Origin of the sequence: Caballeronia mineralivorans PML1(12), assembly GCF_001028175.1 — a bacterium.
Lineage (GTDB): Bacteria > Pseudomonadota > Gammaproteobacteria > Burkholderiales > Burkholderiaceae > Caballeronia > Caballeronia mineralivorans.
Genome location: NZ_AEJF01000160.1, coordinates 1 through 21,959, shown reverse-complemented (window position 1 = coordinate 21,959; position 21,959 = coordinate 1). Strand labels below are relative to the sequence as shown.

At 58.9% G+C, this 21,959-nt stretch carries 20 protein-coding genes; all 20 read left to right on the top strand.

Annotation, left to right across the window (positions count from 1 at the left end; genetic code table 11):
- Positions 1-201 precede the first annotated feature (201 nt).
- Positions 202-1,380, top strand: coding sequence for an ABC transporter substrate-binding protein (locus tag EOS_RS26760; RefSeq protein WP_047895207.1), 1,179 nt, complete (start codon positions 202-204; stop codon positions 1,378-1,380).
- 156 nt (positions 1,381-1,536) lie between these two features.
- Positions 1,537-2,592, top strand: coding sequence for a branched-chain amino acid ABC transporter permease (locus tag EOS_RS26755; protein WP_047895206.1), 1,056 nt, complete (start codon positions 1,537-1,539; stop codon positions 2,590-2,592).
- 4 nt (positions 2,593-2,596) lie between these two features.
- Positions 2,597-4,381: a branched-chain amino acid ABC transporter ATP-binding protein/permease gene (locus EOS_RS26750; RefSeq protein WP_053064058.1), complete on the top strand. Its 1,785-nt coding sequence runs from the start codon at positions 2,597-2,599 to the stop codon at positions 4,379-4,381.
- On the top strand, positions 4,381-5,127 hold the full coding sequence (locus EOS_RS26745) for an ABC transporter ATP-binding protein (RefSeq protein WP_047895205.1): 747 nt from the start codon (positions 4,381-4,383) through the stop codon (positions 5,125-5,127). Before EOS_RS26750 ends, EOS_RS26745 begins: the two co-directional genes overlap by 1 nt.
- 152 nt (positions 5,128-5,279) lie before the next feature.
- Positions 5,280-7,244: a tRNA uridine-5-carboxymethylaminomethyl(34) synthesis enzyme MnmG gene (gene mnmG / locus EOS_RS26740; RefSeq protein ID WP_047895204.1), complete on the top strand. Its 1,965-nt coding sequence runs from the start codon at positions 5,280-5,282 to the stop codon at positions 7,242-7,244.
- Complete coding sequence (gene rsmG, locus EOS_RS26735) at positions 7,244-7,924, top strand: 16S rRNA (guanine(527)-N(7))-methyltransferase RsmG (RefSeq protein WP_047895203.1); 681 nt, start codon at positions 7,244-7,246, stop codon at positions 7,922-7,924. Before mnmG ends, rsmG begins: the two co-directional genes overlap by 1 nt.
- Before the next feature lie 62 nt (positions 7,925-7,986).
- Entirely contained in the window at positions 7,987-8,757 is a 771-nt protein-coding gene (locus EOS_RS26730) for a ParA family protein (RefSeq protein WP_047895202.1), read from the top strand.
- Between the two features lie 37 nt (positions 8,758-8,794).
- The gene (locus EOS_RS26725) at positions 8,795-9,724 is read left to right on the top strand and encodes a ParB/RepB/Spo0J family partition protein (protein WP_047895201.1); all 930 of its coding nucleotides are present in this window, start codon (positions 8,795-8,797) and stop codon (positions 9,722-9,724) included.
- Between the two features lie 4 nt (positions 9,725-9,728).
- Entirely contained in the window at positions 9,729-10,868 is a 1,140-nt protein-coding gene (locus EOS_RS26720) for an SLC13 family permease (protein ID WP_047895200.1), read from the top strand.
- A gap of 314 nt (positions 10,869-11,182) precedes the next feature.
- A complete protein-coding gene (locus EOS_RS26715; RefSeq protein ID WP_047895199.1) occupies positions 11,183-11,782 on the top strand; it encodes an ATP synthase subunit I in 600 nt (199 codons plus the stop codon).
- 194 nt (positions 11,783-11,976) lie between these two features.
- Positions 11,977-12,828, top strand: a complete 852-nt coding sequence (gene atpB / locus EOS_RS26710) for a F0F1 ATP synthase subunit A (protein WP_047895198.1) — start codon at positions 11,977-11,979, stop codon at positions 12,826-12,828.
- Between the two features lie 145 nt (positions 12,829-12,973).
- Positions 12,974-13,246 carry a F0F1 ATP synthase subunit C gene (gene atpE, locus EOS_RS26705; RefSeq protein ID WP_047895197.1) on the top strand — a complete coding sequence of 91 codons (273 nt, stop codon included), beginning with the start codon at positions 12,974-12,976 and terminating at the stop codon, positions 13,244-13,246.
- Between the two features lie 138 nt (positions 13,247-13,384).
- Positions 13,385-13,855 (top strand): F0F1 ATP synthase subunit B, encoded by a 471-nt coding sequence (locus EOS_RS26700; protein WP_047895196.1) that lies wholly within the window; start codon positions 13,385-13,387, stop codon positions 13,853-13,855.
- A gap of 2 nt (positions 13,856-13,857) precedes the next feature.
- Positions 13,858-14,397, top strand: a complete 540-nt coding sequence (locus EOS_RS26695; protein ID WP_047895195.1) for a F0F1 ATP synthase subunit delta — start codon at positions 13,858-13,860, stop codon at positions 14,395-14,397.
- A 58-nt stretch (positions 14,398-14,455) separates the two neighbouring features.
- Positions 14,456-15,997, top strand: a complete 1,542-nt coding sequence (atpA, locus tag EOS_RS26690; protein ID WP_047895194.1) for a F0F1 ATP synthase subunit alpha — start codon at positions 14,456-14,458, stop codon at positions 15,995-15,997.
- Positions 15,998-16,135: 138 nt separating this feature from the next.
- On the top strand, positions 16,136-17,038 hold the full coding sequence (gene atpG / locus EOS_RS26685; protein ID WP_047895193.1) for a F0F1 ATP synthase subunit gamma: 903 nt from the start codon (positions 16,136-16,138) through the stop codon (positions 17,036-17,038).
- A 68-nt stretch (positions 17,039-17,106) separates the two neighbouring features.
- Entirely contained in the window at positions 17,107-18,501 is a 1,395-nt protein-coding gene (atpD, locus tag EOS_RS26680) for a F0F1 ATP synthase subunit beta (protein ID WP_047895192.1), read from the top strand.
- A gap of 64 nt (positions 18,502-18,565) precedes the next feature.
- Positions 18,566-18,991 carry a F0F1 ATP synthase subunit epsilon gene (locus EOS_RS26675; RefSeq protein ID WP_047895191.1) on the top strand — a complete coding sequence of 142 codons (426 nt, stop codon included), beginning with the start codon at positions 18,566-18,568 and terminating at the stop codon, positions 18,989-18,991.
- A gap of 230 nt (positions 18,992-19,221) precedes the next feature.
- Positions 19,222-20,952 carry an AMP-binding protein gene (locus EOS_RS26670; RefSeq protein ID WP_047895228.1) on the top strand — a complete coding sequence of 577 codons (1,731 nt, stop codon included), beginning with the start codon at positions 19,222-19,224 and terminating at the stop codon, positions 20,950-20,952.
- Positions 20,953-21,501: 549 nt separating this feature from the next.
- Positions 21,502-21,959 (top strand): alpha/beta hydrolase (locus EOS_RS26665; RefSeq protein ID WP_047895190.1); only part of this gene is annotated, 458 nt, incomplete at its 3' end.

The following is a 21,959-nucleotide window of genomic DNA, read 5'->3' as shown; positions in this document are numbered from 1 at the left end:
TCGGGGTTTATCGCTACGTTGTTTTTAGATGGGCTCGGCAGCGTAGACCTGACGGCTAACGCTGAGGGAAAACGAGTCTAGGCGCATGCAATGACCGAAAATAGATTGAGCGGCTAAACGAAGACCGCACGACAAAGATTCATAACAACTCGCAGTAGCGCACAGGGCGTGCGCGATGGCATAGCGTCTGGAGACGATGCAATGAAAAAGACCAACCAGTGGAAGTGGCAGGGACGCCTCACGAGCGCGGCGCTCGGTGTGACGCTTGCCTTCGGTGCGAGCACGGTCTTCGCACAGGTGAAGATCGGGGTGACGTTATCGGCGACAGGACCGGCGGCATCGCTTGGGATTCCCGAGAAAAACACGATCGCGTTGTTGCCGAAGGAGATCGGCGGGAAGTCAGTGGAGTACATCGTGCTCGACGACGGTTCCGACACCAGCCGTGCAGTGCAGAACACGCGCAAGCTGATTGACGAAGATCATGTCGACGCTATCGTGGGCTCCACGGTGACGCCCAATTCGCTCGCCATGCTCGATGCCGCGAGCCAAAGCAAGACGCCGATGATCTCAATGGCCGCTTCCGCCGCCATCATCTCGCCGATGGACGCAAAACGGTCGTGGGCGTTCAAGACGCCGCAGAACGACAGCCTGATGGCCGACGCTATTGCAGACTATATGGAGAAGCACGGCGTGAAGACGGTCGGTTTCATCGGCTTCGCGGATGCGTATGGCGACGGCTGGTACAGCGTGTTTAACACGGCTGCCACGGCGCACAACCTGAAGATTGTCGCGAACGAACGCTTTGCTCGCACCGATACCTCGGTCACGGGCCAGGTGCTGAAGACCATGGGCGCGAATCCCGATGCGGTGTTGATCGCGGGCGCCGGCACGCCGTCGGCGTTGCCGGCCAAGGCGTTGAAGGAGCGTGGTTACAAGGGCAAGGTCTATCAGACGCATGGCGTGGCGAACAACGACTTCCTGCGTGTGTGCGGCAAGGATTGTGATGGCGAATTGCTGCCGGCCGGCCCGATCCTCGTCACGGATCAATTGCCGGACAGCAATCCGGTGAAGAAGTCGTCGCAGGCTTATAAGGCGGCGTATGAGAAGGCGTACGGCGCGGGATCGATATCTACGTTTGGCGGCCATGCGTGGGACGCCGGGCAGATGCTGCAGCAAGCGATTCCCGACGCGCTCAAGACGGCTCAACCGGGCACCGAAGCGTTTCGTGTGGCGCTGCGCGCCGCGCTGGAAAACGTGAAGGACCTGCCGCTTGCGCACGGTGTGATGAACACCACGCCGGCCGATCACAACGGCCTCGACAAGCGCGCACGCGTGATGGTGCAGATCGTCGATGGCAAGTGGAAGCTGCAGAGTGATTAGTACTGGCGTCGACTGCTTGCGCGCCGGCAATTTGGCGCGTTAGCGTTCCAGGGTTTCAACCATGGCCTGAGGCTGCGTGTCTTTCGCAGCACCAGGCCATGTTTTCGATGGGCTGACCCGGCAGCTCGAGTGGCAGCACGCTCCTAAAGAGGAAGTATGGACTTATCGATTGCGGCGATTCTCGCGCAAGACGGCATCACCACGGGCGCGATCTACGCATTGCTCGCGCTCGCGCTGGTCCTCGTGTTTTCGGTGACGCGTGTCATCTTCATCCCGCAGGGCGAGTTCGTCGCGTACGGGGCGCTGACGCTCGCCGCGCTGCAAACGCAGAAGCTGCCGGCAACGTGCTGGCTGCTTATCGCGATGGGCGTGGGATGCTTCGTCGCAGAGATCGCGGGCGTCGTGCGGCATCCTTCCCGGCACAGGCAGATTGGTCGCACGTTCGCTGTGCTCGCTGGCAAATATCTGCTATTTCCCATTGCCGTGTATGCGCTGACGCAAAGCGTGCTGATGCAGCCGCTGCCGATGATCGCGCAGGTTGCGCTCGCGCTGTTGATCGTGATTCCGATGGGACCGTTCGTCTATCGGTTGGCCTACGAGCCAATCGCCGAAGCCAGCACGCTGCTGCTGTTGATCGTGGCAGTGGCCGTCCATTTCGCGATGGTCGGTCTCGGCCTCGTCATGTTCGGCGCGGAAGGGTCGCGCACGACCGCTTTCTCCGACGCCACTTTCAACCTCGGCAGTGTTTCCATCTCCGGGCAGAGTCTGTGGGTCGTCGGGACGGCCGTGGTGCTGATCGTCGCGCTGTATCTGTACTTCGACCGGACTATTTCCGGCAAGGCGCTGCGCGCGACCTCGGTGAACCGGCTTGGCGCGCGGCTGGTGGGCATCGGCACGACGCAGGCTGGACGGCTTGCCTTTACGCTTGCGGCCGGCTTAGGCGCGCTCTGCGGCGTCTTGGTGGCGCCGATCACAACCATCTATTACGACTCGGGCTTCCTGATCGGTTTGAAGGGATTCGTGGGCGCGATCGTCGGCGGGTTGGTGAGTTATCCGCTCGCCGCAGCGGGGTCGCTGCTGGTCGGGCTGCTTGAGTCGTATTCGTCGTTCTGGGCGAGCGCGTACAAAGAGGTGATCGTCTTCACGCTGATCATTCCGGTGCTGCTGTGGCGGAGTCTGGCAAGCCCGCATTCGGACGAAGACGAGGAGTGACGCGATGAAATTCGTCATGCGAAACAAGTTTTTCTGGGTATTCCTGCTGGTCGTATTTGTGCTGCCAGTTCTGCCGCAACCGGTCCGCATGCCCGAGTACTGGATCACGCTGCTGAACTACATCGGTTTGTATTCCATCGTCGCTATCGGGCTTGTGCTGCTGACGGGTATAGGAGGGATGACGAGCTTTGGACAAGCGGCATTCGTGGGGGTGGGCGCTTATTCAACGGCCTATCTGACGACGCAGTTCGGCGTGTCGCCGTGGCTTGCGCTGATTGTCGGTGTGGTGCTGACGGCCTTGATCGCGCTGCTGCTCGGGATGGTGACCATGCGGTTGTCTGGCCATTTTCTGCCGCTCGGGACGATCGCGTGGGGGCTGTCGCTGTTCTTTCTGTTCGGAAATCTGGAGTTTCTCGGCAAATACGATGGCATCAACGGCATTCCGGTGCTCAACCTGTTCGGCTGGCATCTGGAGTCCGGGCGATCGATCTATTACCTGATCTGGGTAGTAGTGTTGCTGTCCGTAGTGTCTGTTCAGAATTTGCTTAATAGTCGCCCTGGGCGTGCAATACGCGCGCTGCGCGGCGGCGGCACGATGGCCGAAGCCATGGGTGTGAATACCGCGTGGATGCGTGTGGTGATCTTCGTCTATGCCGCCGTGCTGGCTGCGATTTCAGGCTTTTTGTACGCGCATTTGCAGCGGGCGGTGAATCCGACGCCGTTCGGTTTGAATCACGGCATCGAATTCCTGTTCATGGCGGTGGTCGGTGGCGTGTCTCACGTCTGGGGTGCGGTTTTGGGCGCGACCATCCTCACCGTTCTGCAGGATTATCTGCAAACGCTGTTGCCAAAGCTGCTGGGCTCGAATGGTAATTTCGAGATCATCGTGTTCGGGATCTTGATGGTGTTGCTGCTTCAGTACGCCCGGCAAGGGGTTTGGCCGTTCGTGGCGCGGCTTTTCCCCAGTGGGCCGCGCGCCCGCGCTCCGGAGCACGCTGAAGCACTGCCCCAGCGCCCCAAGCCGACTGTGGGCGAACCCTTGCTGGTTGTCGAGAAAGCTCGCAAGCAGTTCGGCGGTCTGGTCGCCGTCAACGACGTCAGTTTTCAGGTGAAGGCGGGCGAGATCATCGGCTTGATCGGGCCGAACGGCGCCGGGAAATCGACGACGTTCAATCTGGTCACGGGTGTGCTGCAAGCAACGAGCGGCTCGATCACGTTCCAGGGCGAGCGCATCGATTCGATGACTTCACGTGAAATCGTCAAACGCGGCATTGGGCGGACGTTTCAGCACGTGCGCTTGCTATCGGGAATGACGGTTCTGGAGAACGTCGCGATCGGCGCTCATTTGCGTGGCAAGACTGGCGTATGGCGCAGTGTCGCCCGTCTGAACGCTGCCGAAGAAGCGCGTTTGATGGCCGAAGCGGCGAAACAGATCAAGCGGGTGGGTCTTGAAAAACATCTCTACGACGAAGCGGGCAGTCTGGCGCTTGGGCAACAACGGATTCTGGAGATTGCTCGCGCGTTGTGCTGCGATCCGACTTTGCTATTGCTGGACGAACCGGCCGCTGGTTTGCGCTATCAGGAAAAACAGCAACTGGCGGATTTACTGCGACGCCTCAAGAGTGAGGGCATGAGCATTCTGTTGGTTGAGCACGATATGGATTTCGTGATGAATCTCACCGATCGCCTGGTGGTGATGGAATTTGGTACACGGATTGCCGAGGGATTGCCCGAGGATGTGCAGAAAGATCCCGCAGTTTTGGAAGCTTATCTAGGTGGGGTGGACTGATGGCCGATGCAATTCTCCAAGTCACCGGTTTGTCCGTTCGTTACGGCAAGGTCGAGGCACTCCATGACGGGAAACTCACCGTTGGCGCAGGGCAGATCGTTTCGGTAATTGGGCCGAACGGAGCGGGCAAATCGACATTGCTCAACGCGATCATGGGTGCGCTACCTTCCACGGGTTATGCGAAGGGAACAGTTCAATATTTGGGCGAAGATGTCTCGGCGCTGGCAATCGAGAAACGTGTTTCACGTGGAATGTGCTTAGTGCCGGAAAAACGCGAGTTGTTTGCCAGCATGACGGTGGAAGACAACCTGGTTTTGGGCGCGTATCGAAGAAAGCGCGCTGGTGAGCGCAATTTCCTCGACCAACTCGATCATGTGTTCGATTTGTTCCCACGGCTAAGGGAGCGACGCAAGCAAGCAGCTGGAACATTGTCAGGCGGCGAGCGCCAGATGCTTGCGGTTGGCCGTGCGCTGATGGGAAAGCCGGAGCTGCTGATGCTTGATGAGCCTAGCCTCGGGCTTGCACCGTTAATCGTGAAAGAGATCTTCCATATCATTAGCGCGCTTCGACAAACGGGGGTCGCTACGCTGCTAATCGAGCAAAACGCACGCGCAGCGCTGCAAATCTCTGATTACGGTTACGTGCTGGAAACGGGTGAATTCGCAATGGAAGGTGCCGCGAGCGAGTTAGCTCACAATCCAAAAGTGATCGAAACGTACCTGGGATTGGCGAAGAAGGTAGCCTAGCGCGTTCAACGTCAGCGAATTTCGATGGTGTGTTTCACGTGAAACACACCATTTTTTTCGCCTTAGCTGTTTGGCCTGAATCGGGACAAAAGCTAACCGGCTATAATTCTTCGATATCTCTTTCGAAGGTCCGCCAGCTCGCGCGGGAACCCATGCTTTATCCAACTGAATTCGATGTGATCGTCGTCGGTGGCGGTCACGCTGGAACTGAAGCCGCTTTAGCCTCGGCCAGAATGGGCGCGGCTACGCTCTTGCTGACCCATAACATTGAGACGCTGGGCCAGATGAGCTGCAATCCCTCGATCGGTGGGATCGGGAAGGGCCATTTGGTTAAGGAAATCGATGCTCTCGGCGGCGCAATGGCCGCGGCAACCGATGAAGCGGGCATCCAGTTTCGGATTCTGAACTCATCGAAGGGCCCGGCTGTTCGCGCCACACGGGCGCAGGCGGATCGCGTTTTGTATAAGCAAGCGATTCGGCATCGGCTCGAAAATCAGCCCAATCTTTGGCTGTTCCAGCAAGCGGTGGACGATTTGATCGTCGAAGGCGACCGAGTCGTGGGCGCCGTGACGCAGGTTGGTGTGAAATTTCGCGCGAAGGCAGTGGTGCTGACGGCGGGGACGTTCCTCGACGGAAAGATTCATGTCGGTTTGAACAACTACACGGGCGGAAGAGCGGGGGATCCGGCTGCTGTGTCCCTGTCGGCGCGGCTCAAGGAACTTCAACTTCCGCAGGGCCGACTCAAGACCGGCACACCGCCGCGTATCGATGGCCGCACGATCGACTATTCAAAACTCGAAGAACAGCCCGGCGACCTCGATCCGGTCCCGGTGTTCTCATTCCTTGGCCGTGTTGAGCAACATCCGCGGCAGGTACCGTGCTGGGTGACGCATACCAACCAGCGCACGCACGACATCATTCGTGCCGGCCTAGATCGGTCACCGATGTACACCGGCGTTATCGAAGGTGTCGGGCCGCGCTATTGCCCGTCGATTGAAGACAAGATTCACCGGTTCGCGTCCAAGGATTCGCATCAAATTTTCCTGGAGCCTGAAGGACTGACGACGAACGAGTTCTATCCGAACGGTATTTCGACGAGTTTGCCGTTTGATGTACAGCTTGAACTGGTCCGTTCCATGAAGGGTTTGGAGCACGCGCACATCCTGCGTCCCGGCTATGCGATCGAATACGACTACTTCGATCCCCGAGCGCTCAAGGCATCGTTGGAAACAAAGGCGATCGGCGCTCTGTTCTTCGCGGGGCAGATCAATGGCACAACTGGCTACGAGGAAGCCGCTGCGCAAGGCTTGCTGGCGGGCATTAACGCGGCATTGCAGGTCAGCGGCAGGGATGCGTGGTGCCCGCGCCGTGATGAAGCCTATTTGGGTGTTCTAGTCGACGATCTGGTCACGCAAGGGGTGTCGGAGCCATATCGGATGTTCACCAGCCGCGCGGAATATCGTCTTTCGCTGCGTGAAGATAATGCCGATATGCGTTTAACCGAGGCCGGTAGGGCACTCGGTGTCGTGGACGACAGCCGTTGGAACGTCTTCAACGAAAAGCGCGACGCTGTTTCACGTGAAACACAGCGCCTGAAATCGACTTGGGTTAACCCTAAAACGTTGCCCGCTGAGGAAGCCATCGCATTGCTCGGCAAGCCGATTGATCATGAATACAGTCTGGCGGACTTGCTGCGTCGGCCGAACATCACTTATGCCGATGTTTGCGCATTACGCGGTCATACGTCTGGTCCGGAAACACCGCTCGCACAAGATCCGATCCTGCTCGGCCAGATCGAGGAGCAGATTGAGATTGCGGTGAAGTATCAGGGGTACATCGACCGTCAAGCTGGCGAAATCGAGCGCAACGGAACGCACGAGAATACGCGCTTGCCCGAAGCGTTCGATTACGCGGAAGTACGCGGACTCTCGTTTGAGGCACGTCAAAAGCTTATGCAGCACCGTCCGGAGACGATCGGTCAAGCATCGCGGATCTCGGGAATCACGCCTGCCACCATTTCGCTGCTCATGGTGCATCTTAAGCGAGCGATGGGCCGGCGTGACCAGGCAGTGGGGAATAGCAGGGACGGGCGTGGTAGCGCTCGCTCCGTCTCGTGATGCAGCGTGAGGCCGGGGATACCGGACTACACGCACTTCTGAACGAAGGAATCGAGCAACTCGGCATTGCCGTCACCGACGCACAACGCCAAAAGTTGCTCGACTACGTGGCATTGCTCGGCAAGTGGAACGCAGTGTACAACCTGACCGCAATCCGCGATCCGCGCCAGATGCTGATCCAGCACATCCTCGACTCTCTCGCGATCATTTCCTTTATCACCCGCCGCGCCGGGGCTCAATCAGCGCTCGACGTTGGCTCGGGCGGCGGTCTGCCGGGAATCGTCATGGCGATTGTCCTGCCAGACTGGCAAATCACGCTGAACGACATCGTTCACAAGAAAACGGCCTTCCAATCCCAGGCAAAACTGCAACTTGGGTTGAGTAATCTGTCGGTTGTGACGGGGCGCGTCGAGAATCTTCGGCCGGGAATCGAAGTCCCAGGTCTTTTCGATGTAATCGTCTCGCGCGCGTTCGCAGAACTCTCTGACTTCGTTACACTTGCGCGTCATCTGGTTGCCGACAATGGTCGCATCTGGGCGATGAAAGGAATCAGGCCGGATGCCGAGATTGCTCGCCTTCCGGCTGACACGAAAGTCTGCTCTATCGAACGCCTCCGCGTGCCCATGCTCGACGCCGAGCGCCACCTGATCGAAATTGATATCGGAGCGGTCCTACATTGAACACTGCAGTCGACATCTCACGCGCGCCTGAAATCCAGTCAGGAAAGAAGGGACACATCACGATGGCAAAGATCTTCTGCGTCGCGAACCAGAAGGGCGGCGTCGGAAAGACGACGACGGCAGTTAATCTCGCGGCGAGCCTGGCGGCGCTCGACCAGCGCGTTTTGCTGATCGATCTGGACCCGCAGGGCAATGCCACGATGGGAAGTGGCATCGACAAAGCCGCTGTCGAGAACACCGTGTATGACGTGCTGGTCAACGGCGTGACGGTGCGCGAAGCGTGCACCCGTACAGACGCCGTTGGATATGAGATCTTGCCGGCGAATCGCGAACTGGCGGGCGCGGAAGTGGAGCTGGTCGGCGTGGAGAATCGCGAGCGCGTGCTGCGCAAAGCGCTGGAGGAAGTCTCGGCTGACTACGATTTCATCCTCATCGATTGCCCGCCGGCTTTATCGCTGCTCACGCTGAACGGTTTGTGCGCCGCCCACGGTGTGGTCATCCCAATGCAATGCGAATATTTCGCGCTTGAAGGCCTGTCCGACCTCGTCAACACGATCAAACAGGTCCACGCGAATTTGAACCGCGACCTGAAGGTGATCGGATTGTTGCGGGTCATGTTCGATCCGCGCATTACGTTGCAGCAACAGGTATCGGATCAACTGAAACAGCATTTCGGCGACAAGCTCTTCGATGTCGTCATCCCCCGCAACGTCCGTCTGGCCGAAGCGCCCAGTTACGGTTTGCCGGGTGTCGTTTTTGATCGGGCATCGCGTGGCGCGCAGGCATATATCCAGTTCGGTACGGAAATGATCGAGCGCGTGCGCGCGCTTTAATGGACAAAGTGTCAAGATGGCAGAGCGAGGAAGCAAGATGAACGCGACGATGAAGAAGAAGGGCCTGGGACGCGGGCTAGAAGCCCTGCTGGGCGGCAGCTCGGATATCACCGAGGCTGTACGCAGCGAGGGCTTGCCGAACGTTTTGCGGCTCGACGCGATGCAGGCCGGCAAATACCAGCCGCGTACGCGCATGGACGAAGGCGCGCTGCAGGAACTCGCCGCCAGCATCCGGGCGCAGGGCGTGATGCAGCCGATCCTCGTGCGTTCAATTGGGGACGACCGCTACGAGATCATCGCCGGCGAGCGGCGTTTCCGCGCGGCGAAACTCGCGGGCCTGGAAGAAGTGCCTGTGCTTGTGAAAAACGTGCCAGATCAGGCTGCGGCAGCAATGGCGCTGATCGAAAACATCCAGCGCGAGGACTTAAATCCGCTGGAAGAGGCGCAGGGCATCCAGCGCCTACTCGATGAATTCGATTTCACGCACGAGCAAGCGGCGGAATCGGTTGGGCGTTCGCGCAGTGCCGTATCGAATCTGTTGCGCTTGCTGAACCTTGCTACGCCGGTTCAAACCATGCTGCTCGCTGGCGATCTCGACATGGGCCACGCGCGTGCGCTACTTGCCGTCGATGCCGCCACGCAGATCCAGTTGGCCAACCAAGTGGTCAACAAGCGCATGTCGGTGCGTGAGACCGAAAAACTGGTTTCGTCGACGACCAAAGAAGTGCCCACCACGAAAGCGCGCGTGGCGAACGACGGCGGCCGCGATACGCGACGGCTTGAAGAAGAATTGTCCGACCTGCTGTCGGCGAACGTGAAGATCAAGATGGGCGGGCGGGGGCGCGGCAAGTTGCAGATCGATTTCGGCGATCTCGATGCACTTGAAGGCATTCTGGGACGTTTGCGTACGGGCGCCGTCAACGGTAAACAGACAACCATGGACAACGTATCAGCAGCGCAGGCGTAAGCGGATGCAGTCGCCCGCGGATGCAAAGTCCGCTCAGACGAGCCTGCTGTCGAAAGCGTGGGCGCTCGTCACGAAAGAGCCGGTGCTGGCGATTCTCGTTTTCGCGCTGATTGCGCTGCAGGTCCTGCATCCCAAACCGTGGGCGTCGTTACCCGCGTTGATCGACTGGCAGACCGTGCTCACGCTCGCTGGCCTGTTGATGCTGACCAAGGCGGTGGAGTTGTCGGGCTTCCTCATGTGGATGGCCCACCGCGTTGTGCATCGGATTCATGGGGAGCGTGGCCTGGCGTTTCTGTTGATCGGCCTTGCGGCCGTGCTTTCCACCTTGCTCACCAACGACGTCGCGCTGTTCGCCGTCGTACCTTTGACCCTGTCGCTGCATAAACTCGCGCCGCTTCCCATCAAGCGGCTGGTGATCTTCATTGCGATCGCCGTGAATGCCGGTTCAATCCTTACACCGCTTGGGAATCCTCAGAATCTCTTTCTCTGGCAGACGAGCGGCGTGTCCTTCGGCCGCTTCGTGTGGGCGTTGCTGCCATTGTGCGCGGCGCTCATGGCGATGCTTTACGTGCTGGCCGCCGTGATGTTCCACAACCGGCCGCTCGATCTTTCCGGCGATACCGAAGCGCATTCCGTCGATATCCCGCTTTGCACGGTAGCGGGCATTGCCTTCATCGCTTTCGTGATTCTCGCCGATGCCCATTACGCCGGCATCGGGCTGGCCGCCGTTGCACTGGGTTTTCTATTGTGGCGACGTCAGGTCGTGTTGAAGATCGACTGGTTGCTGCTGCTGATCTTCGTGCTGATGTTCATCGTCCTGCGCAGCGTGGCTGCGTTGCCGTGGGTACATCACGCGATCGCGAGCCTTGGCCTCGATTCGCCGCTCAAGGCGTATGCGGCGGGCGCGGTGTTGTCTCAAGGAATCAGTAACGTACCGGCCGCGATCATGCTCGCTGAGTTTTCGAAAGACTGGCGGGCGCTGGCATTCGGCGTGAGCGTCGGTGGATTTGGCATCGCGATTGGCTCGCTTGCGAATCTGATTGCCGTTCGACTCTCAGGAGAACGCGGCATGTGGGGCCCATTTCACCTCATCTCCATTCCGTTCTGGATCGTTGCAGCGGCTGTCGGAGCGTGGCTCGTCTAGGCATCCAGAAAATGATGCGGCGCACGCAACGCATTCCATGTCTTGCCGAAAAGCGACGCGAAACCGGCACGCATCCGGCGTTATTCAGACTCGTTGTCCACACAAGCGAAATCTCCGTTCGGAGACGTGTTTTTAAGGCCCGTCCGCTTGATTTTTGATGGCCCTAAGCTATTGAATCTGTGACAACAATCGCTTACAATCCCCCGGATTTATCAGCTTGGCGACTCCGAAAGCGCAACGTAAGTATGTGGTTGAATCCAGCCACGAACGGGCGGCAAATGCGCTGGCTGTAACTGACTTTAGTGAGATGTGTGATGGCGGTGCGAGAGCAGGATCGAGCGCCGGAAGGCGGGCAAGATGGGCGCGATTCACGCCCTGCCGCGGATTTGACCGGACACAAGACGCCCGGTTCAACGCCCAGCATCATTTCTTCTTCTGGTCAGCCGGGCCACGCGTCGGATCATCCATTCGACGATTCGTGGGACGCTGAAGCACAAGATAACAAGACTGTTCCGCTCACGCGGGCAGAGGCGGAGACGCTGTTTGGTCCCGGAGTGAGTCGTCCATCGCGTGTCACGCCGTTCAAGGTTGTGGCGGCGCAAATGGTTTTGTCCCTGTGTGCGACGTTGGCATGGTGGCTGTTCTACAGTCCACCGGGCGCTGCTGCGCTGTCCGCGTTCCTCGGGGGAGCGATTTGCTGGGTGCCGAGCGCATTGTTCGCTGCACGCTTGAAAGCGAAGAGCGGCGCCGAAACCATCGCCAGCTGGGTGATCGGCGAAGCAATGAAGATGGGCGCAACGATTGCGATGTTCGTGGCCATTGCGTACGGTTTCAAAGGCGTGTTGTGGGTGCCGCTGCTGGTGACGTACCTCATTGCGTTGAAGACGTACTGGATCGCGATGGCTTGGAAATGAGGCGCGCAACATAGCGTACCTCGTCGACTTGACGCGCCAGGTAAGTGACGTACCAACAGTATCAGAGCAAATTAATACGTGCGGAGTACCTCTCCTGCACGCGGGCTCGTGCCCTGCGAACCGACCACTGAATGGCGGATCGAGGATCACACGGGCGGCGGAAGATTTTCGACAATTTGGGTGGCTTTAACGTTATGGCAGCTAGCGAAGGAACGCGCGCGATGGATCCGTCGGAGTACATCGCGCACCACTTGCAGAATCTTTCCACCTCGCATCAGACGTCGATCTTCGATATCCACGTCTGGAATCTCGACACGCTTTTCTGGTCGATCCTGTGCGGACTCGTCACCATCCTGATCCTGGGTCTGGCGGCTCGCAAAGCAACGTCCGGCGTGCCGGGACGCTTCCAGTGCGCAATCGAGATGCTGGTCGAGATGGTGGAAGACCAGTCGAAGTCGATGATCCACGGCAGCCGCCGTTTTATCGCCCCGCTCGCGCTCACCGTGTTCGTGTGGGTCGCGCTCATGAATTCGCTCGACTTCATCCCGGTTGACCTGCCCACGCGCGTGATCGGCTGGCTGGGGCTGTCGGAGACGTTCCCGCATATGCGCGTCGTCCCCACGGCTGACCTGAACGGCACGCTCGGCATTGCTATCGGCGTGTTCGTGCTGATGATTTACTACAACTTCAAGATCAAGGGCGCAGGCGGCTTCGTTCACGAACTGCTGTCCGCCCCATTCGGCGCGCATCCGCTGCTGTGGATCCCGAACCTTGCACTCAACATCATCGAGTTCGTCGCCAAGACGGTTTCCCTCGGCATGCGGCTATTCGGCAACATGTACGCAGGCGAACTGTTGTTCCTGCTGATCGCGCTGCTCGGCAGCATGTGGCACTTCGGCGCGGACGCCTCCGTGCTCGGTTTCTTCGGTCACGTGGTTGCAGGGACGGTTTGGGCGATCTTCCACATTCTGATCGTGCTGCTGCAGGCGTTTATTTTCATGATGCTGACGCTGGTGTATCTCGGCCAGGCGCATGACTCGCACTAAGCATCAATCAGGCAGCAGGGAAGGCTCACAGTAGTTCGGTGAAACGCTGCAGAACACCGCAGCGGCGAACCAAAAGTCAGCAGAATCGCATCGAGTTTCAATTTTATAAATCTAGTTCCAAAGTCTTTTTCACATAGGAGTAGTCATGAACGCTTTCATCGCCAACATCCAGGGTCTGACCGCCATCGGTATCGGCATCATCATCGGCCTGGGTGCAATCGGCGCCTGTATCGGTATCGGCCTGATGGGTGGCAAGTACATTGAAGCGTGCGCTCGCCAGCCGGAACTGATGAACCCATTGCAAACCAAGATGTTCCTCTTGGCTGGTCTGATCGACGCGGCGTTCCTGATTGGCGTTGGTGTGGCAATGCTGTTTGCGTTCGCGAACCCGCTGCTGTCGAAGCTCGCCGCAGGCTGAGGTTCCTCGGAAGTGTGCGCTTGAGCTTTTAGCAACCAAGCGCAGGACGGAACGTGCGACGGCGCTTAATCGATGCGACTTTTTCGATGAGCGCCTTGCCGTTTCACTCTCCGGATTAGCAACGTTTAAGGAAACACCGTGAATCTCAACGCAACCCTGTTTGCGCAAATGGTCGTGTTTCTGATCCTCGCGTGGTTCACGATGAAGTTCGTGTGGCCGCCGTTGATCAACGCCCTCGACGAGCGCGCGAAGAAGATCGCCGACGGGCTGTCGGCTGCCGAAAAGGGCAAGGCCGAACTCGAAGCCGCACATAAGCGCGTCGACCAGGAACTCGCGCAAGCCCGTAACGACGGCCAGCAGCGCATTGCGGATGCTGAAAAGCGCGCAGTCGCTGTCGCCGACGAAATCAAGGCTAACGCCCAGGCTGAAGCTGCGCGCATCATTGCACAAGCGAAGGCCGACGCAGACCAGCAAGTCGTCAAAGCGCGCGAAGCATTGCGCGGCGAAGTCGCGGCGCTGGCCGTGAAGGGCGCCGAGCAGATCCTGAAGCGCGAAGTCGATCAATCGGCTCACGCCGAGATGCTGAATCAACTCAAAACCGAGCTCTGATCATGGCCGAACTTGCAACCATCGCCCGACCGTACGCAGAAGCCTTGTTCCGCGTGGCCGAAGCGGGTGAGCTCGCCGCCTGGTCTGACTTCGTCGAGGAGCTGGCTCAGGTTGCGCGTCTGCCTGAAGTGCTGTCCATCGCGACGAGCCCGAAAGTGAGCCGCGATCAGGTCAGCGAGCTGTTGTTGTCGGCGGTGAAATCGCCGCTCGCGAAACAGCCGGAGGCCAAGAACTTTGTGCAGATGCTGGTGGACAACCACCGGCTGACGCTGATGCCGGAAATTGCCGTGCAGTTCGACGAGCTGAAGAATTCCCGCGAAGGTGCGGCCGATGCGCTGATTGTCAGCGCATTCCCGCTGGAAGGCGCACAGTTGACCGACCTTGTCGCGAATCTCGAACGCAAGTTCCACTGCAAGCTGAAACCTACCGTTGAAGTCGATAAGTCGCTGATTGGCGGCGTGCGGGTGACGGTAGGCGACGAAGTACTCGATACCTCGGTCCGCGCGCGCCTCGCCAGCATGCAGACGGCTCTGTCCGCCTGACGCGCTTTTGCGCCGGCGCACGTAAAGAATTGACCGAATTGACTATCAGGAGTGACTAATGCAACTCAATCCCTCTGAGATCAGCGAGCTGATCAAGAGCCGGATCCAGGGTCTGGACGCGAGCGCAGATGTTCGCAACCAAGGCACTGTGATTTCCGTGACCGACGGTATCGTGCGTATTCACGGTTTGTCGGACGTGATGCAGGGCGAAATGCTCGAATTCCCGGGCAACACCTTCGGCCTCGCGCTGAACCTCGAGCGCGATTCGGTTGGCGCCGTGATTTTGGGCGAATACGAACACATTTCGGAAGGCGACGTCGTCAAGACGACGGGCCGCATTCTCGAAGTGCCGGTGGGTCCGGAACTGCTCGGCCGTGTGGTCGACGCACTGGGCGTGCCTATCGACGGCAAGGGTCCGGTCAACGCAAAGATGACCGATGCTGTCGAAAAGATTGCACCGGGCGTGATTTGGCGTAAGTCGGTGTCGGAGCCGGTTCAAACGGGTCTGAAGTCCATCGACGCAATGGTGCCGGTCGGCCGTGGCCAGCGCGAGCTGATCATTGGCGACCGCCAGTGCGGCAAGACGGCTGTTGCCATCGACACGATCATCAACCAGAAGGGTAAGAACCTCTTCTGTATCTACGTCGCGATCGGTCAGAAGGCTTCGTCGATCATGAACGTGGTGCGCAAGCTGGAAGAAACCGGCGCGATGGAATACACCATCGTGGTGGCGGCTTCGGCTTCGGAATCGGCTGCCATGCAATACCTGGCACCGTACGCGGGCTGCACGATGGGCGAATACTTCCGCGATCGCGGTCAAGACGCGCTGATCGTGTATGACGATTTGACCAAGCAAGCATGGGCGTATCGTCAGATTTCGCTGCTGCTGCGCCGTCCGCCGGGCCGTGAAGCGTATCCGGGCGACGTGTTCTATCTGCACTCGCGCCTGTTGGAGCGTGCTGCTCGCGTGTCGGAAGACTACGTTGAGAAGTTCACGAACGGCGAAGTGAAGGGCAAGAGCGGTTCGCTGACGGCACTGCCGGTCATTGAAACGCAAGCTGGCGACGTGACCGCATTCGTTCCGACGAACGTGATTTCGATTACCGACGGCCAGATCTTCCTGGAAACCGACTTGTTCAACGCCGGTATCCGTCCTGCTATTAACGCAGGCGTGTCCGTGTCGCGAGTGGGCGGTGCAGCGCAGACCAAGGTCATCAAGAAGCTGTCGGGCGGTATTCGTACCGACTTGGCGCAGTATCGTGAGTTGGCTGCGTTCTCGCAGTTCGCATCGGACCTGGACGAAGCTACGCGTAAGCAGCTTGAGCGCGGTCGTCGCGTGACGGAACTGCTGAAGCAGCCGCAGTATCAGCCGCTGCAGGTTTGGGAACTGGCGGTTGCGCTGTTCGCCGCGAACAACGGTTATCTCGACGATCTGGAAGTCGCGCAAGTGCTGCCGTTCGAAAAGGGTCTTCGCGACTACTTGAAGACCAAGCACGCGGACATGATCAAGCGCATCGAAGATAACAAAGACTTGTCGAAGGACGACGACGGCGCATTGCATGCTGCGCTGAAGGACTTCAAGAAGTCGGGCGCTTACTGATCTTCGGATTTGATCGAAATTTGAAGCGGCGCGGGCCGCTTCCTGGAAGAAAGGAAGCATCCCGCGCCACTTCGATAGCTTTGCATGGGCCCCGAGTAAGCGCTAAAGCGCTAACTCGGACCGACAAAGGAGTAAGCAATGGCTGGAATGAAGGAAATCCGCGGCAAGATCAAGAGCGTGCAAAACACGCGCAAGATCACCAAGGCGATGGAAATGGTGGCTGCGTCGAAAATGCGCCGCGCGCAGGAGCGCATGCGCTCTGCACGCCCGTATGCCGACAAGATCCGCGACGTCGCGGCTCACATGAGCGCTGCCACGCCTGAGTATCGCCACCCGTTCATGGTTGAGAACAAGGGCGCGAAAGCGGCCGGCATGATCCTCGTCACGACCGATAAAGGTCTGTGCGGCGGCATGAACACGAACGTGCTGCGCGCTGCGCTCCTGAAGTTCAAGGAGCTGGAGCAGAAAGGTCAGACGATCGAAGCGTCGGCGATCGGCAGCAAGGGTCTGGGCTTCCTGAACCGGTTGAAGGCCAAGACCGTGTCGCAAGTCACGCATCTGGGCGACACGCCGCATCTGGAAAAGCTGATCGGCGCGATCAAGGTTCAGCTCGACCTGTATTCGGAAGGCAAGATCAGCGCGGTGTATCTGGCGTTCACGCGCTTCGTCAACACGATGAAGCAGGAAGCCGTGATCGAACAATTGCTGCCGTTGTCGGCCAGCGATTTCGCGCGCAAGGACGGTCTCGACTCGAAGAGCGAACTGGTCACGCCGAAGACCTCGTGGGATTACATCTACGAGCCGGATGCGCAGACCGTGGTCGACGAACTGCTCGTGCGTTATGTCGAAGCGCTCGTGTATCAGGCGGTGGCGGAAAACATGGCATCGGAGCAATCGGCTCGCATGGTCGCCATGAAGGCTGCTTCGGATAACGCGAAGACCGTGATCGGTGAATTGCAGCTCGTGTACAACAAGAGCCGGCAAGCAGCGATTACGAAGGAATTGTCAGAAATCGTCGGTGGCGCAGCAGCGGTCGGTTGATCGCCCAAGCGTCGAATCGAACTGCGCCTGTCGCGCGAGTGAAGAATCAAGTATCTAAAGGAAATGCGATGAGTACTACTGCTTTGGTAGAAGGCAAGATCGTACAGTGCATCGGCGCGGTTATCGACGTGGAATTCCCGCGTTCCAACATGCCGAGAATTTACGACGCGCTCGTTTTGGAAGGTTCGGACCTGACGCTCGAAGTTCAGCAACAGCTGGGCGACGGCGTGGTTCGTACCATTTGTCTGGGTGCATCGGACGGATTGCGTCGCGGCACGGTGGTGAAGAACACCGGTTTGCCGATCAGCGTGCCAGTCGGCAAGCCGACGCTCGGCCGGATCATGGACGTGCTGGGTCGTCCTATCGACGAAGCCGGCCCGATCAACTCGGACGTCACGCGCGGGATTCACCAGAAGGCGCCGAAGTTCGAAGAACTGTCGCCGTCGACGGAACTGCTCGAAACCGGCATCAAGGTGATTGACTTGATCTGCCCGTTTGCCAAGGGCGGTAAGGTTGGTCTGTTCGGTGGCGCCGGCGTGGGCAAGACCGTGAACATGATGGAACTGATCAACAACATCGCTAAAGAACACGGTGGTTACTCCGTGTTCGCCGGTGTTGGCGAGCGTACCCGCGAAGGGAACGACTTCTATCATGAAATGAAGGATTCGAACGTTCTGGACAAGGTTGCGCTGGTGTACGGCCAGATGAACGAGCCGCCGGGCAACCGTCTGCGCGTGGCGCTGACCGGCCTGACGATGGCCGAGCATTTCCGCGACGAAGGTCTGGACGTGCTGTTCTTCGTGGACAACATCTACCGTTTCACGCTGGCTGGTACGGAAGTGTCGGCTCTGCTGGGACGTATGCCGTCGGCAGTGGGTTATCAGCCGACGCTGGCTGAAGAAATGGGCCGTCTGCAAGAACGGATCACGTCGACGAAAACCGGCTCGATCACCTCGGTGCAAGCCGTGTACGTTCCCGCCGATGACTTGACCGACCCGTCGCCGGCGACCACCTTCGGTCACTTGGACGCAACCGTCGTGTTGTCGCGTGATATTGCTTCGCTGGGTATTTATCCGGCTGTGGATCCGCTCGATTCGACCTCGCGCCAGATCGACCCGAACGTGATTGGCGAAGAGCATTACGCCATCACGCGTGGCGTGCAGCAAACGCTGCAGCGCTATAAGGAATTGCGCGACATTATCGCGATTCTGGGCATGGACGAACTCGCGCCGGAAGACAAGCTCGCCGTTGCGCGCGCTCGTAAGATCCAGCGTTTCCTGTCGCAGCCGTTCCACGTCGCGGAAGTCTTCACGGGCTCGCCGGGCAAGTACGTGCCGCTGAAGGAAACCATCCGCGGCTTCAAGATGATCGTGGAAGGTGAGTGTGATCATCTGCCGGAGCAGGCGTTCTACATGGTCGGCACGATCGACGAAGCCTTCGAAAAGGCCAAGAAGATCCAGTAAGGGTCGGTTGCATGGGACGAGAGTTAGCGCTGAAGCGCTCACTCTCGTCGACACAGGAGTCGATATGGCAACTATTCAAGTAGACGTCGTCAGCGCGGAAGAGCAGATCTTCTCGGGTCGGGCGAAGTTCGTCGCGCTGCCGGGCGAAGCGGGTGAACTCGGCATTCTGCCGGGCCACACGCCGCTCATCACGCGGATTCGCCCGGGTGCGGTGCGCATCGAAGCGGAAAACGGTGACGAAGAGTTTGTGTTCGTCGCGGGCGGGATTCTCGAGATTCAACCGGGCGTGGTGACGGTTCTCGCCGATACCGCGATCCGTGGTCAGGATCTCGATGAAGCCAAGGCGCTCGAAGCGAAGAAGCGCGCGGAAGAAGCGCTGCAGAACACGGGTTCGAACCTCGAGTACGCAACCGCGCAAGCGGAGTTGGCGTACGCGACGGCTCAGATCGCGGCGATTCAGCGGCTGCGAAAATTGCGCGGTCAGCACTAAGTTTTCGCGAGTTTGACGAAATGAAAAAGCAGCCTTCGGGCTGCTTTTTTTTATGGGTCTTATGAAGAGTGTCCGCGCATTTCCGCATATCGGACAGGCGCGCATTCGGGCGTGCGTTGCGGGTAAGACTCAATGCCCTAGCTCCCCCTCGCGATGCACAATTAGCCTTCCGAAACGCTTTCATGGCGCTTTGTCCCGCAGCGCGCCATCCCACGGAGGAGACCTTCGATATGCCTACCCTACCAACGCACGCCGGGCCGCAGATCGAACCACGCGACGGCCTATCCTACGTTCGCGGCTCAACGGACATTCCTTTGAGCGACGCCACCGTTTCCCGCTTCCTGCGCGATACCGCCGCGAGATTTTCCGAGCGCCCGGCCGTGATCTTCCGCGAGCAAAACATCCGCTGGACCTGGCGTGAATTCGCCGATGAAGTCGATGTCCTCGCGTCCGGCTTGTTATCGCTCGGTGTAGAAGCCGGCGACCGCGTGGGCATCTGGTCGCCGAATCGATCGGAATGGTTGCTCACGCAATTCGCCACCGCACGGATCGGGGCGATTCTTGTGAACATCAATCCGGCGTATCGGTTGGCTGAGCTCGAATACGCGTTGAACAAGGTCGGCTGCCGGGCGCTGATCGCGGCGGAACAATTCAAGACATCGAAGTATCTGGAGATGCTTCAAACACTCGTGCCGGAATTCGCCACCGCCGAACCCGGTTCACTTGATGCCGCGCGTTTCCCCGACCTTCGAGCAGTGATCCGGATGGGCGAAGGTGCGACGCCCGGCATGCTGCGTTTCCCCGATGTCATGTCGCGAGGTCGAAATCCCCTAAATACAGCGCAACTCGATGCGATTGAATCGAAGCTCACGGCTCACGATCCCATCAACATCCAGTTCACGAGCGGCACTACCGGCAATCCCAAGGGCGCCACGCTCACGCATCACAACGTGGTGAACAACGGCCGCTACATCGCGCACTCGATGTTGCTCACCGAGCAGGACTCGCTCTGCATTCCCGTGCCGCTGTATCACTGCTTCGGCATGGTGCTGGCGGTGCTCGCGTGCGTATCGGTGGGCGCGACGATGGTGTTCCCCGGTGAAGCCTTCGATCCTGCCGCCACGCTCGCCGCCGTCGATGAAGAACGCTGCACCGCGCTGCATGGCGTGCCGACGATGTTCATCGCGGAACTCGATCTTCCCAACTTCGATAAGTACGACCTGAGCCACCTGCGCACTGGAATCATGGCCGGATCGCCGTGTCCGATCGAGACCATGAAGCGCGTGGTCGCCAAGATGAACCTGCGTGAAATCACCATCGCGTACGGGATGACCGAGACGAGCCCGGTGTCGTTTCAAAGCTCGACCACCGATCCCCTCGATAAACGCACCACGACCGTTGGCCAGATCCAGCCGCATCTGGAGGTGAAGCTGGTTGATCCGCTCGGCGAAATCGTCCCGGTTGGCGAGACGGGCGAGCTCTGCACGCGTGGTTATTCGGTAATGAAAGGGTATTGGAGCGACGAGGAAAAAACGCGCGAAGCAATCGTCGACGGCTGGATGCATACCGGCGATCTGGCGACGCTCGACACCGAAGGCTACTGCAATATTGTCGGACGCTTGAAGGACATGCTGATTCGCGGTGGCGAGAATATTTATCCGCGCGAGATCGAAGAATTCCTGTTCCGGCATCCGAAGATCCAATCGGCGCAGGTATTCGGTATTCCCGATGACAAATACGGCGAGGAGGTCTGCGCCTGGATCGTTCTTCGACAAGGCGAGCACGCGACACCCGAAGACATTCGCGAGTTCTGCCAGGGGCAGATCGCGCACTACAAGATTCCGCGGCACATTCGCTTCGTCGACGAGTTGCCGATGACCGTCACCGGCAAGGTCCAGAAGTTCGTCATGCGGGCGAAGATGATCGAGGAACTGAAGCTAACAGAGGCTAAAACTGCATGATTGCGGATAACTTCTGATATCTACAACGAAAAATGGTCGCCGGAACAATCGCGGTGACCATTTAAATTCTTACGCAAACGTTTGTACAGACGAAAAAAAAGCGGGCCTGGAGCCCGCTAAAAACCACACGCTACGGGGTTAGCGCGAGGAGACCAAGGGTGGGACATGGGCCGATCTATTTTCCACCGGCCAACGACCGCAACAAACATGTCCCTGAAGCTGGGATTCGGCACCGTGCCGACCGTCGAATGCAAATCAATACGTTGTAGATTTCCAACGCTGCATCCGATCACATCCGTGTTGAGACCGTTGAAGAGATTGTGGGCGAATAATCCCGGCATCGCCGTAACAAAGTGTTTCAGGTTGTAACCCTTGACGCACAAGGCTCTGCGACTACTTTGTCGAGATTTTGCCGATTATCGTGATTTACAAGGCGATATCTCGACGCACTTTAGAAATGGTTGCGCTGTCAAGCGCGATGCTTAGATTTTAACGACAATCAAAAACCGTCGACCCGACCGGGCGGCGAATTGCACAGGAGACCCGCGCATGACCATCGACGTTGACCTTCTCGCCTATTACGCCAAGGTCGCCAAAGTTTTCCCGGAACTACCCGCCGACGCGGATCCGCTCGCGATCCGGCGGCAATTTCAGAACGTGGCGCGTGAGTTTGCCGCGCCCCGTCCCGCTGGCGTGGACGTTGAAGACCTGGTTCTGCCGCTCGACGGGCGTGCATTACGTACGCGTGTTTATCGGCCGGTGGAAGCTAAGAAGCCGTTACCGCTCGTGGTTTATCTGCACGGCGGCGGCTGGGTGGTCGGCGATCTGGATACCCACGATCTGATGGTTGCGCGGTTGGCCGTGGATTCACATTGCGCGGTTGTGAGCGTGGATTACCGGATGGCGCCGGAGCACCCGTTCCCCGCGCCGGTTGACGATGCGCTCGACGCGTTGCTATGGCTCGCCGAGCACCGTTCGCGTCTGGGTTTCGCGACCAACAGGCTGGG

What these genes read in the sequence shown, in the direction of transcription:
- EOS_RS26760 (WP_047895207.1), top strand. Translation starts at nt 202, where the DNA reads ATGAAAAAGACCAACCAGTGGAAGTGGCAGGGACGCCTCACGAGCGCG.
- EOS_RS26755 (WP_047895206.1), top strand. Translation starts at nt 1,537, where the DNA reads ATGGACTTATCGATTGCGGCGATTCTCGCGCAAGACGGCATCACCACG.
- EOS_RS26750 (WP_053064058.1), top strand. Translation starts at nt 2,597, where the DNA reads ATGAAATTCGTCATGCGAAACAAGTTTTTCTGGGTATTCCTGCTGGTC.
- EOS_RS26745 (WP_047895205.1), top strand. Translation starts at nt 4,381, where the DNA reads ATGGCCGATGCAATTCTCCAAGTCACCGGTTTGTCCGTTCGTTACGGC.
- mnmG (WP_047895204.1), top strand. Translation starts at nt 5,280, where the DNA reads ATGCTTTATCCAACTGAATTCGATGTGATCGTCGTCGGTGGCGGTCAC.
- rsmG (WP_047895203.1), top strand. Translation starts at nt 7,244, where the DNA reads ATGCAGCGTGAGGCCGGGGATACCGGACTACACGCACTTCTGAACGAA.
- EOS_RS26730 (WP_047895202.1), top strand. Translation starts at nt 7,987, where the DNA reads ATGGCAAAGATCTTCTGCGTCGCGAACCAGAAGGGCGGCGTCGGAAAG.
- EOS_RS26725 (WP_047895201.1), top strand. Translation starts at nt 8,795, where the DNA reads ATGAACGCGACGATGAAGAAGAAGGGCCTGGGACGCGGGCTAGAAGCC.
- EOS_RS26720 (WP_047895200.1), top strand. Translation starts at nt 9,729, where the DNA reads ATGCAGTCGCCCGCGGATGCAAAGTCCGCTCAGACGAGCCTGCTGTCG.
- EOS_RS26715 (WP_047895199.1), top strand. Translation starts at nt 11,183, where the DNA reads ATGGCGGTGCGAGAGCAGGATCGAGCGCCGGAAGGCGGGCAAGATGGG.
- atpB (WP_047895198.1), top strand. Translation starts at nt 11,977, where the DNA reads ATGGCAGCTAGCGAAGGAACGCGCGCGATGGATCCGTCGGAGTACATC.
- atpE (WP_047895197.1), top strand. Translation starts at nt 12,974, where the DNA reads ATGAACGCTTTCATCGCCAACATCCAGGGTCTGACCGCCATCGGTATC.
- EOS_RS26695 (WP_047895195.1), top strand. Translation starts at nt 13,858, where the DNA reads ATGGCCGAACTTGCAACCATCGCCCGACCGTACGCAGAAGCCTTGTTC.
- atpA (WP_047895194.1), top strand. Translation starts at nt 14,456, where the DNA reads ATGCAACTCAATCCCTCTGAGATCAGCGAGCTGATCAAGAGCCGGATC.
- atpG (WP_047895193.1), top strand. Translation starts at nt 16,136, where the DNA reads ATGGCTGGAATGAAGGAAATCCGCGGCAAGATCAAGAGCGTGCAAAAC.
- atpD (WP_047895192.1), top strand. Translation starts at nt 17,107, where the DNA reads ATGAGTACTACTGCTTTGGTAGAAGGCAAGATCGTACAGTGCATCGGC.
- EOS_RS26675 (WP_047895191.1), top strand. Translation starts at nt 18,566, where the DNA reads ATGGCAACTATTCAAGTAGACGTCGTCAGCGCGGAAGAGCAGATCTTC.
- EOS_RS26670 (WP_047895228.1), top strand. Translation starts at nt 19,222, where the DNA reads ATGCCTACCCTACCAACGCACGCCGGGCCGCAGATCGAACCACGCGAC.